General features: G+C 67.2%; 5 protein-coding genes. 1 reads left to right on the forward strand and 4 read right to left on the reverse strand.

The features are described from left to right. The first annotated feature begins 1 nt into the window (after window position 1). Window positions 2–1,210: a S8 family peptidase gene (locus RDV55_RS03355; RefSeq protein ID WP_111824320.1), complete on the forward strand. Its 1,209-nt coding sequence runs from the start codon at window positions 2–4 to the stop codon at window positions 1,208–1,210. A gap of 138 nt (window positions 1,211–1,348) precedes the next feature. On the opposite strand, the gene RDV55_RS03360 is transcribed toward RDV55_RS03355, so the two are convergent. From RDV55_RS03360 to RDV55_RS03375, 4 genes are all read right to left on the reverse strand, one after another. Beyond that, on the reverse strand, window positions 1,349–2,854 hold the full coding sequence (locus RDV55_RS03360; RefSeq protein ID WP_111824319.1) for a serine/threonine-protein kinase: 1,506 nt from the start codon (window positions 2,852–2,854) through the stop codon (window positions 1,349–1,351). Then, window positions 2,854–5,331, reverse strand: a complete 2,478-nt coding sequence (locus RDV55_RS03365) for a transglutaminase-like domain-containing protein (protein WP_111824337.1) — start codon at window positions 5,329–5,331, stop codon at window positions 2,854–2,856. Before RDV55_RS03365 ends, RDV55_RS03360 begins: the two co-directional genes overlap by 1 nt. A gap of 74 nt (window positions 5,332–5,405) precedes the next feature. Continuing rightward, window positions 5,406–6,641: a DUF58 domain-containing protein gene (locus tag RDV55_RS03370; protein ID WP_111824318.1), complete on the reverse strand. Its 1,236-nt coding sequence runs from the start codon at window positions 6,639–6,641 to the stop codon at window positions 5,406–5,408. Between the two features lie 7 nt (window positions 6,642–6,648). After that, a complete protein-coding gene (locus RDV55_RS03375) occupies window positions 6,649–12,687 on the reverse strand; it encodes an Ig-like domain-containing protein (protein WP_111824317.1) in 6,039 nt (2,012 codons plus the stop codon). Window positions 12,688–12,928: the final 241 nt, after the last annotated feature.

Below are 12,928 nucleotides of genomic sequence, written 5' to 3' on the forward strand. Positions count from 1 at the left end.
CATGCCACACGTACCAACCGCGCCCGGCCGGGGCCGCGTCCGCGGGGCCCTGGCGGGGCGCGCCGCGCGCGCCCTGACCACCACCGCCTGCGCCCTGGCCCTAACCACGGGCACCCTCGCGGCAACACCGGCCCCCGCACAGGCCGACGACACCATCACCACCCAGGACTACTTCTCCTACTACAAGCTCGACTCCACGCGAGCCAAGGGATACACCGGAAAAGGCGTCACCATCGCGATGATCGACGGCCCCGTCGACACCAGCGCCCCCGAACTAGCCGGCGCCAACATCACCGTCAAAACACCCTGCGAGTACGAAGCGGCCAACGCCTCCCGGACCCACGCCACCGCCATCGCCTCCATCCTGGTATCCAAAAACTACGGCCTCGCACCCGACGCCACCCTCATCGCCTACGCAAAGCCATCAAATGCAGACAAGGAGCCACGCAGTTGCGCGAATGGTCGGGCCAATACGCGCGCACTGGCTTCCTTGATCCACATGGCTATCAATGACGGTGCGTCGATTATTTCTTATTCTTCATCTGCCGAAACTGATCAAGAAGACGTGAAGTGGGCGATCGCTCGAGCCATGACGCAGGGCACCATCATCGCGGGCTCCATCGGCAACGAATCGCACGATACCAACGAAGCTTCGGTCGCCCGGTGGTCGGGCACGGTCGGTGTCTCCGCGATCGACACCGACGGCCAGCTTGCGAGCTACTCCTCGTGGGGCCAAGGAGTCGTCGCTGCCGGCATAGGCGGACCCATTAACCTACGCGACTATGAGACTGGAGCCATTCGCACAGGCAAAGGCACGTCCTATGCGACCCCCATCGTGGCGGGGCAGATCGCCCTGGCGCGCTCGCGCTGGCCCGAGGCAACCCCCAACCAGATCCTCCAACTCCTCACCCACAGCGGACTCAACACAAACAACGAGTGGAACCAATACACCGGCTACGGGGCCCTGAACATGGGCGCGATGATGAAGAACGACCCCACCCAGTACCCCGACGAAAACCCCCTGGCCGACAAGGGCGGCGGCTCTACCCCCACCCCCGATGACCTCCAACAGTATCTCGACGGCCGCGCTCCTTTCCGTTTCCTGGCAATCGATGACAGCTACGTCTACCGCGGGGTCGACGAAGACGCACCAGCACGCGAAGGCATCACGGCCCACCTGGGTACCAGCCCCGCCTACCACCGAAAGTAGTCACCCCCTCACATTAGCCCGTCCCTTTCGGGCCCGAGGCACGGACGCACGGACGCGAAAGTCCCTGTCCCACATAACCGTGGGATGCAGGGACTTTCGCGTCCTTTCTCACGCCCTCGGGCTTCGCGTGACGATACGCTACGGCATCGTCACGCACTGCGTGACCGGCGCGGACTCACGGCCACTGAGCTCCACGACAACACTCACCGTCAGGCAGTTCTCACCGCTCACGGCCGGCGTCGTCAGGGAATTACGACGCATGGTTTCGGCAACCACGGCCTCGCCCGGACGCTCCAACACGTACTTGAACGCGAGCTGATCGGACCCGTTCTGACCCTGCTGAGGGATGTCCCAGCTCCACAGGATCTCCGTGCCCTTCGGCGTCGCAACGACCTCGGCGACGGGAGCGGGGGGCGCGCCTCCCGCGTCGTTCACACCGCCGCCCGGAGGCTCGCTCGTCTGCCCGGGGGTGGGATCAGACGAAGCACCGCCCAGGTGAATACTGTGTCCGCCTCCGGTCAGCATCGCCACGACCAGGCCGGCCGTCGCAAGCACCATGACGAGCGCGAGCACCGGAAGAACCCACGCGGGACGCTTCGACTCACCCTCGACCACCCCCGTACGGTTCGTCGTCGAGTTCCCGGCCCACGCCTCGTTCAACGAGGCATGGGCACCATCCGCGAAACTCCCGCGGCGCGCGCGCGTGCGCTCCGCATCCAGGGGGGCCCACGAGGGGGACGACAAGGCCGATGCGGGTGCGCCCGAAGAGGCAACGACGCTCAGCTTCATCTCCGTGACCGGGCGGTGCATCTCGCGCTCGATCGTCTGCAGCGCGTAGCCCAACGCCGCCGCCGACCCGAAGCGCTGCTCCGGATCCAGGCTCATCGCGCGGCGCACGATGGCCGTCACGGCCTCGGGCACGCCCGGACGGTCGATACGCGACACGCGGCCGCGCGCCACGCGCTGAGCGAGTGTCTTCGCGGAGTTATCGCCGTCGACCACCTCGAAGGGAGAGCGACCCATCAGCAGCGTCCACAGGGTTGCTCCCAGCGCCCACACGTCCTGCGTGGGGTGAGCGCGGGCCGTGCCCGCGATCTGCTCCGGGGGCGCCCACATCACCGAAAAAGCGTCGCGACCACTGCGCGGATCCGCGCCCACCGGCTCCGCGACGCCAAAGTCCGTGAGAACCGGCGATCCGTAAGCGTTGATCATGATGTTGCTCGGCTTGATGTCGCGATGCACGTAGCCCGCGCGGTGCAGCATCTCCGCTCCGCCACACATGCGGATCACCATCGACAGGGCCCGGTCGGCGGCCATCGGATTGGCGCGTACCTGATCGAGGATGTTCGCGACCGGGCAATACTCCATGACCAGGAACGGGCGACCATCCGGGGTGCGACCCGCCCCATACAGCTGTGCCACCGCGGGGTGACCGGACACGAGCGCCATCACGTCGGCCTCGCGGGCGATCCCCGCCTCTCCGTCGGCCCCCCGGTCCCTGCGCGCCACCTTTACGGCAACGTCACGGCTGGGCAGCTCCTGACGGCACAGATACACGTCCGCGAACCCACCTGCCCCCAGGGGACGAATCCACTGGTAGCCCGGCAGCACCGGGACCATCCCGAGGCGCGCCTCACTGTCCATCAGCGTTTCCCTTTCCTATGGCCGCTCACGTGCCGAATCAACGAACGCCGCCCCTCACCGGAGGCTGCTGCCGCCTGACGACGCGCGCGACGCCTCCAGCGCAACGACTTCAGCGACAGGGCGTAGCGCACGCGCGCGAACACCGACACCGACGAGGCCCACTCGCGGCGCAGCTCATCCACGTCGTTCCAAGCCTGCTCGGCGTCCTGTGGGCGCGCACCGGTCACCGCGAAGTCCGCGACATCCGCGCGGCGCGCGACCGTGACGACGCGCGGCACCGCACCAGAGAACAGGGACCAGCCGGGCACACGCACGTCCGCTGCGGAACGCTTGCGGTCCTTGCGGGACGCGCGTGGGGTCGCCTCGTCGTTCTCAGAGTTTTCAGGCGCCCACTGCGAGGCCAAGGCCCACGCGACCTCCTGGCGCGTCAGGTGCGGTTCCACGACCAAGCCGGAATCGATCGCGGTGTCCACCAGCTCGTCCCACGATCCGCGAACCGCCTCCGGCGCTTGCGCCCTGCGACGGGCCTTGCGGCGACGAGACTTCGCGACGAGCACCAACAGCACAGGACCCAGCAGCACCAGCAGCGACAGGGATACCGCGCCAATCGTCACCCACGGGATACGCAGGCCGTTCGGGTCGTGCGGATCGGTGGCCTGGTCGCGGGTGGCCGGAGGCAGCTCGACCGGCTGTTCCGGGGGCTCCGGCGGCTGCAGGACCTGCGGCTTGGGCACCGACTTCGGCTTATTCACCCGCGTCGTCGGCTGCTGATCGCGCGGCGGCGTCGGGTCGAAGGTCGCCCAGCCGACGCCGGGGAACTCCACCTCGACCCACGCGTGCATGTCCCCGCCCGTCAGGTCCACGTTTCCCGACGTTCCCTCGCGGTAGGCACCCATCACGACGCGGGCGTTGATGCCCTGCGAGTGCAGCATCAGCGCCATCAGCGTCGCGTACTGCTCGTCGTCGCCCACCAGCATATCCGCGCCGATCATGCGCTGAATACGGTCCTGGGAGGAACCCGGACGCGAGTTGATCGTGTCCTCGTTGGAGTAGTAGCCGTCCGTGTGCAGAAAGCTCTCAATCGCGCGGGCCTTCTCCAGGTCCGAACGCGCACTCGTCGTGTGCTCCGCGGCCAGCGTATCCACGTCCTTGGGGACGTTCGTGTCGCCACCGACGTAGCGGGTAGCATCGACGCTGGAGAACTCCGAGTCCGCACGATCGCGAGGCATCGTCAGGCTCATCGTGTAGCCCATCTCGCCCGCAGGACCCGTCGTCAGCGCGGTCTCAGCCCACAGGTCGTAGTTCAAACCCTTCTGCTGGTCGGCCGAGAGCGGGTCGTTCGGGTCGAACTCCAGGACGTGCACCTGGCCGATCGTGGGCACCCACGGACCCAGCAGCTGCGACGTCGACACGGTCGTCTCCACCTCGGCCTCGTTCGCGTTGCGCCCCGGGATCGTCGATCCGACGCGGCGGTATCCCGCCATCCCATCCGTATTGGCGACGCCCATGCCGAAGGTCGTCCCGTCGTACACGTCCATCGCGCCCAGACGCACGCGCGCCTCCTTGGGCATATTGGTCACGTGGATCAGGGACGACTCCTCAAGGTCCTTGTTGTAGTGGCGGTAACTCGACAGAGGCGAAGGGTACTCGCGAGCGTCCACGGGCGGCTCGACGACGTCGCGGCCCACGATACGATCCGAGGCCGTGGGCCCCAGCAGCGACGCCGCGGGGATCGCGGCCGCCACCATCACGGCCACCATCAGCGAGGCCATGCCCACGCGCCACCACACGTGCACGATCTGGCGCGAGGACCCGCCCATCGTCGTGGATGCCGACGTTGTCGACGCCGACATGCCGATGACGATGTCCGCGCCCGTGCGAGCCCGGCCGATCGCCGAAGCCCACGACCACCAGGCGATGAGGGCAACCCACCAGATGATGACGAGGATGAGGTTCGGGCTGTGGCTCGACGGACCCCACACGATCGCGAGAACGCCGCACAGGACGAGGGCCACCGACCCCCACATCGGGCGCCCGTAGCGCACCGTGACGACGCCCGCGGCGACCGAACACACCAGGCACGCCATCCACGGCACCATCGCAGGCCCCACGTACGAGGCGGCGGGAGGCGTGAGTGTCAGGAGGTCCTTCCACGCCTCGACCGCACCGATCACGAGCGTCTGGAGGGTCCGGGACGTGGGCACCACAACCCAGCGGGTCGTCTCGCGCAGGGCCACGGCCCCACCGAGAAGGAAGTGAGCGGCCACGACCGAGGCCACGATCGACAGCAGGTCCCAGCGCCACTTCGACGCCGCCCACGAGAGGAGCAGACCGACGAGGACGCCCAGGCCGGCGGCGATCGCGCCCTCTCCCCCGCCGAAGACGGATTCGAACATGACGATGGGGCCCACGAAGAGGACGCCCAGCACCAGCAGCGACCACGCGGGCATGGCTGCACGACGCATCGAGCCGCCCATCGTGGTCTCAGATGCCTCCGGCAGGCGCGAACGACGGGGCGGAGCCTGACGGGCCGCGGGACGAACGGGAGCGCTCACGCAGACACCCCCCTCGACACCAGCGTCGGCAAATCTTCGAGCGACGGGCAGTCAATGATGACGCCTCGGTTGATCTTCTTGCGACGCCTCGCGCACCCCGGAACCACGCGGATAACGGACACGACCACATCGACCGGAGCGATATTGGCCAGGCGAGCCGCCTCCTCGTCATCCACGGACTCACTGACCACGATCGACAGGACCGAAATCCCGCCTCGCTCCAGGATGCAGCGCCGCACGACACCCGCGAACTCCGCGCGCCTCGACGTCTCCATCTCCGACAAAGCATCCAGCATTGCCATCGGCGTACCCGTGGGAATCCACTCGTCCGCCGTGTGCATCGACACCGTGCGCGCCTCGCCCGACCCGGCGATAGCCAGCGACGCCGCGACAGACACGCCCGTCTCGAAGGCGCGGCGACCCCACGCGTCAATCCTCGTATCCAGCAGCACCATGTGGTGCGAGCGGTGCGTCTCCTCAAACTGGCGCACGATCAGGCGCCCGTAACGGGCCGTCGACGGCCAGTGAACCGCGCGACGGTCATCGCCGGGCTCATAGTCGCGCAAGGCGTGGAAGGACACGTCCGAGCTCGTCAGCTTCTCGCTGGCCACGCCCTCGACGTCCATCTGCATGCCCGTTGCGTCGAAGGAAAAACGTACCGTCGGCGGGTGCACGTGCACGAGGATCGGCTCATCCCACTGGCGCACGCGGCGCAGCAGGCCCAATCCGTCCATGCGCACCGTTCGCGCCGGACCCACGTTGATCACGCCGCGGCGCTTCGTCATCACCGAGAAGGCCTCGTTCCACGTCCCGTTCCCGCTAATCGGGGGAACGAGGAACTCGCCACTGCCTCGTCCGATCGTGACCTCCACGAGCGTCGAGCCCGAGCGGCGAGCCGACTCATTGAAGACGCGCACGCGGCCCACCGCCACCTGTCCGGCCACGATGCGATCGTTCTTCATGCGCAGCGACACCGACAGCGGGGACGGGGACGCCACGGACGCGATCGCCACCACGAGGGCCACCAGGCCCATGACGGCCACCACGAAGCCCTCGATCCACCCGAAGGAAGCGCCGGCCACCGCGCCCGCGACGAGGGCGAGGCTCACCGCCCAGCCGACCGGCGTCAGGGCGCTGAGCCAACGCGACAGCCACACGAAGGCGGGAACCGCCTCCAGGCGGGCGCGCGCGTTGCGCCAGGCAGCCTTGAGGATTCGACGAAGTTTCTTCACGTGCTCACTACTCCGGACGGCATTCGAGCAGGTACGGGCCGCGTTGCCTGAATTCATCCTCACTGCCTGCGAGGGTGATCGCACCCGTCTGGAACGGGCCCGCACCATTGATGCGCACCGTCTGCGTACCGCCCGTCTTTTCGTTACGGACCGTGCACACGTGATTTCTCGACGAGCCCGACCATCCCGGAGCGCTCAGCGTGAACGTGTGGCAAGAGGCCGGAGAGAATCCTTGCTCCTCGCCGCTGCAGGCGCCCACCCACTGGGCGCTCACGTCAAGCTTCGTGAAGGTCTCGGGTTGCTTAGTCATCGTTCTGTGCCCCTGCGAGTTCACAGCGGTGACCGTCGCCTGGTAGCGCGTTCCCTGCGCCAGATCCGAGAACGTCACCGAGGTCGTGCCAGGACGCACAGTCTTTGTTTCGCCGCCCAGCGACACACGGATCTCGTCCACCATCGGGTTTGCACCCACCGGATCCCACTGCACCGTCACGCTCGTCGAGTTGACGCCTGTGATCTGCACACCCACATCCGACGGCACACCCGTCGCCTGGCCGACCGCCGGCACCGCCGGGGAGGCCGCGTTCGGGCTACTCGCGCCGACGCCCGTCTGGCAGAAGTAGAACGTCTGCGGCTCCCAACTGTTAACCGTCAGAGTGTGACCGTTCTCGACCTGCGTCCCAGTGGCACACGCTTCCCGCGAACTGGCGTAACGCAGCGTCAGGTGCGACGCGTCGAAGCCTCGGCCCGGAACGCGCACCAGACCGTCCACGCGCACCTTGCCTTCTTCTCCGATAGCAGACAGGGTCGGGGCCGCGATCTCAACGGGGACCGTGGCGACGTTGACCGTCGTCGTCGCGGTCTCCGACTTGTCGCCGTCGGCGTTGTACAGCACCACCGTCACGGGCCAGTCGGTGCCCGCCGGCACGCCGGGAACGTCAACGTACGGATCAGTCGCGTTGGCACTAGCTGGCACGCCATTCACCGTGACCTCCGCCGGGCCCCAGCCGCTTCCATTCGACTCACCGTGCGTCCAAGACACTCGCACCGTCGCAGTCGACGCGTCGGGCACCATAGCCGACGTTTGGGCGGAGACGTTGCCCGGAATGGACGGCCGTCCATGCGGGCTACCCTGCGTCGAATTAGACACGAGCGAGGGTGTCTTCGCATCGTTCTGCGCCTGGATGGACACCAAGTAGCTGGCGCCGTTCTCCAGGCCGTAAATGGTCGTGGTGTTCTTCGTACCGGACACGGAGTGCGCGGTCGGCTGGCCGCCCCCCTGCGACGCGACGAAGACCGTGTAGGTTTTGACCGCCGATCCCCTGGAGGTCGCTTCCGTCCACGAGACGATCAGGCCACCATCCGTGCCCTGGACCGTGGGCGCGGCCATTTGATCGGGGGCAACGTCAATGCGCTCAGGCGCGGAGGGCGCCGACGGGTCCGAATCCCCGGCCTCGTTGTGGGCGATGACCGTGAAGGTGTGGTCGACGCCGTTTTGCAGGCCCGTCACTTCCATGCCCGGGTTGGTCGTGCGTTCGGGCTTTCCGCTCACCGAGTCGATGATCGTGTAGCCCGAAATGGTTCCGCCGTTCGGAGCGGCTGCCTGGAAGTTCACGAAAGCACTGCCCGGGCCGGTCGCGGTCGCGGTCACCTTCTGCGGCGGGTCGGGTCGGTCCAGGACCTTGACGATGACACGGCCCTGCACGACGCGATCCGGGTCGTTCGTCGCGTCCATGACGCGGTACACGACGATCATCTCGCCGTGGAAGCCCGCCTTGGGGCTCACGGTCAGCACGTTGCCGTCGCCCGCCGCGGTACCCTGACCCACGTGTACGGACGCGTCCAGGACGACGAGCGGATCCGGGAACGGGTTCGTCGTGTACTCCGAGAGGTTCACGGTCGCCGTCTGGCCGGCGTTGACCTTGATGCGTGCGTCCGTCGTCGTCACGAGGGGCTTCGAAGACTTCACGATCGTCACAGGTATGTCCGCGGTGACGGCGCCCGAGCCGTCGTCCACGCTCACCGTGATCGCGCCGACCGGCCCCTTGGGCTGGTCCTTCTTGCCCGCCACGGTCAGCGTGTAGCCGTCCAGGGACACGTCGATGCCGCCGGGGACCTTCGCCAGGCGATAGTCGAAGGAACTCTTCGCCTGGTCGTCCGGGTCGTCCACCATCTGGGTGAGATCAACCTTCACGTTCTCACCCTGGCCCACGAGGATCGGGGTCGGGGTCAGTCGCGGAGGCAGGTTTCTCGCGGGTTGAATCGTAATCGGGATCGTCAGCGTCGAGGACAGGGCCGAGGCATCGTCCGCGCCGCCGTCACGCACCGTAAAGGACACCGAGGCGCGGCCCGAGGCCGTGTCCGGCGCCGTCAGCACGATGTGCGAGGAGTCCTGCAGCGTCGCCGAGTCGATGCCGCCGCTGGCCTTAACCGTCGCGGCGTCTGTGACGACCGGAGAACGCGAGTTGTCGCGCACGAGCACGTAGTCGTTGATGTCGAGGGTGAGCGCGGACCCCGCGCGCATCGCCACCGGGATGCGCGTCATATCGAGGCGTGGGGCCAGCAGGTCAGTGCCCGGAACCGTCACGACGGCGCTCGCCGTGAGCCCATCGGGGTCCGTCACCGTGTAGACGACGAGGCGACGGCGCGCGTCCGGGCTGATCGACAGGTTCTGGCCGGACACGCTCACGCCGGAGCCGTCCGACGAAACAGCCAGAGCACCAGTCGTGCCGTCCGGGTCCTCGTCGTTGACCAGGACGGGAACACTCACGGGCTTCGAATCCGAGGGAAGGTCAGCGACCGACACGACGTCATCTCGGGCGATCGGCGCGCGCAGCGGCGCCTCAGCGTCCACCGTCACGGTCAGCTGCCCCTGGGCGCGACCTCCTCGGCCGTCCTGAATCTGGTAGGCGACCACGAACACGCCATTGGAGGCGGGGGCCTTGACCGTCACAGTATCCTCGGCCACCGTCACGGTCACGGATTCATCCGACACCGCAACGGTCGCCGGATCCGTATCGACGGACAGGGCATCGCCGTCCGCGTCCAGGTCATTGCTCAGGACGTTAATGCTCACCTCCCTGCCCGGTCGCACCGTCAGCGAGTCCGGAACGGCGGTTGGGTTGTGGTTCTGCGATCCAGGCGGCGCGATGCCGACGCGCACGCGAGCACGCCCCTGCACGCCGAGGCGGTCCTCGACGATGTAGGAGAAGGTATCCGTTCCCGTCGCGTCGTCGGAGGGCGTGTACTCCAGCCACTCCGTACCCAGCACGACGCTGCCCTTCGCGGGCGGCTGATCGATGCCGACGAGGGCCACCGAGTCGCCATCCGGGTCGATGCCCGTCAGCGGCACCGGGATTCGCGTCATCTGGCCCTGCACTGCCCACGCGCTCAGCGCCTTGGCAACGGGCGCGCTGTTCGCCGCCGAGGCCGCCACAACCTCGAAGGTCACGGTCGACGTCGCGCGGTTACCCACCGAATCCACGACCGTGTACGCGACGCGGACGACCCCGGCCTCGGAACCGGCGACCAGACGAACCTGGTTACCGGTGACGAACACCGTGCCCAGCTCCGAGCCGGACAGGACCGTGACGTCGGGATCCAGGCTCAGGGACAGGCCGATCGGCGAGCGATCGTTCGTCAGGACGCTCACCGAACCGATGTCGTCGGCGCGCACCTTCGCGGTGTCCGGCGTGGCCTCGGGCGGAGTCTCCTCGCTCTGCGCATCCGTGGGGATAACGCTCACCTGCGCGGTCGCAGAACCCGCGCCGTTGGACACCGTGTACGTAAAGGTCGTCACATCGCTGATCCCGCCGGGGGAGGTAATGCGCAGCAGGTGACGCTCGATGATGGTCACCTCGAGGCCCGAACTCGCGGGCACGTCGATCGACTGGACGACCAGCACGCCGCCCGAGGGGTCCGTGTCGTTGGCCAGCGGGGCGATCAGCGAGGCACCGCCGCTGGGCAGCACCGCCAAGTCGTCCTCGGCGATCGGTAGGGCGTTCGTGTCGTCAGCGACCACGTCAACGCGGATGACGCCCGCCGTCGTCGACGGACCATCCGAGACCGTGTACGTGAACTGGAAGGAACCCGGTACCGACCCCGTGAACGTCAGGATTCCTCGGGACAGGTCTGCAGAAACGGACGTGCCCGCCGGTGCCGCGCTCGCCGCGACGAGCGAGATCGCGTCGCCGTTCGGATCCGTGTCGTTCGCGATCGGGTCGATCGCCAGGGCCTCGCCCACGCGGGCCACGTAGAAGTCAGCACGCGCCACCGGCGCGACGTTGCCCGCCTCCTGGACGCTCACCTGCAGCTCGCCCGTCGTCTCCGCGTGGCCGTCCGACAGGGTGACGTTCAGCGTTTTCACGCCCGCACCAGAACCGAGGTCGCGGACCTGCACCGTCCCGTCCTCCTTGAACTGCACGGCGATACCCTCCGGAGCGTCCACGGACTTGAGGAAGAACTGGTCGCCATCCGGGTCAATCCAGTCCGACAGCAGGTTGTATTCCACCTGCGCCATCGCACCGACCTTGATGACCGGGCGCTTGATCTGTCGAGGCCCCTCGTTCTGCGTCCATGGGTGAATCGTCACACGCACGGTCGCGGTGGCACCCGCCATACCGTCCGACGCCTCGTATATAAAGGACGTCGACCCGCTCGTCAGGTTCTCCGGAACCTCCGTGATCTGCAGGGCGCGCCCGCCCCTCGTGCGCACAACCGTCCCGAACTCCGGGTTGGTCACGGCCCGCGCCGTCAGCACGTCGCCATCGTCATCCGAGTCGTTATCGAGGACCGGCAGGAGCGTCGAACGCCCCGGGCGGATACCGAAGTCATCGTCCACGGCCTCGGGGGGAGTGTTCTTGTCGTCGTGCTCCGGCTCCGAGACCTGCTCGCGCTGGTCCGGGGTCGGAGTGTCCTCTTCTTCCTCTTCCTCGGTGGGAATCTGATCCCAGTTGTTCACGAGGACCATGTTCTTGTCCGGCAGCCACAGCGTTCCCGTCGACACATCGTTAAGGACGATGCGCGTACGGTTCGTGCGGAAGAGAGCGGCCGAGGCCTCGGCGAGCGTCGGAACCGTCTGCGCCTGGTTGCGCGACTTGTCCGTGCAGGTGCGCACGAATGCGCCCGAGCCAGCCCACGCGGCGTAGGAGCAGCCGTTGTGGAAGACGGGGGGAGCCGGGTTTCCCTTTGCGCCCGCGTCCGAGGCAGGCTGACGTTCGACCGACTTGCCGTTCAGGGAGACCGCCACAAGCTCCGAATCGGTCGCGAGCAGCACGGATGAGGACTCGTCGCCCGGATCCTGCAGGACCGCGCCGGTCACGTGTTCCTCAGCGAGGTCGCGGACCTTACCGCCGGGCAGAACGAGGGTGTTGCCGGGCTGATCGTAGATGACGGGCTTGTCGCCGACCGCCGTGATCGACAACGGGCCGGAGGGCTGGAAATCCTTGATCGTGCTCGTCTTCGCACGCCACGTCTGGCCCTCCTTGACGATGGTGACCAGGGACGAGGAACCGGCCGAGTAGGCGAACACCGTGCCCGAACGCGACACCGTGACGACGCCGTCGCTCAGATCCTTGGCGACCGCGTCCTCGGCAGCGAAAGAAATGGAGGCGGGTTCGCCCGCGTTACCAACCCACAGGAGGCCGGCAGCCGGGTCGAGAACCGCAAGCACGGAACCGCCCTGCACCTGGGTGGCCCCCTCGGGCAGGGTCACGGCCTGGCCGATCGAGAAGGATGTGGGCTTGACGGGTGACACGGTTCGCGTCACCGTTTCCCCCAGCGTCACGTCGCCGCCGGCCTGACCAATGTCGAAGGACGCAGACTTGACGGACACGGTGCCGTCGAGCATGAGCGAGTCATAGTTGAGGTGGCCAAGGAGCTTACGGTCCTGGTTCGTCACCCAAATTCCGCCATCATCGACGCTGACCTGGGTTACCTCGACGCCGCGGTAGACCACCGCGAGGACGCACAGCATTGCGGACACTACGAGGACGGCGATCGCGGGCATCCGCTTCGACCAGGTGTTTCGCGATTGACGCGCCTTGTTCATGTGGCTTCCTCAGTCTTGATGTGCGCACTGTTGTGGGGGGTATCTGTATCCGCGGTTGGCATGATGAACCATTACAAGGATACACATCGACCAACCCTATGGATAACCGGCCGAGACAACAACAGGTACCGGACAAGCACATTCCCTCTGCGGGCTATTCTCGCCGCGATCTCGCGCATGCCGGGCACACGAGAACCTGACCACAGTGACGCATTTGGATGTTCGCCGTCACTGAATGAGG

Source organism: Schaalia odontolytica, assembly GCF_031191545.1.
Classification (GTDB): domain Bacteria; phylum Actinomycetota; class Actinomycetes; order Actinomycetales; family Actinomycetaceae; genus Pauljensenia; species Pauljensenia odontolytica.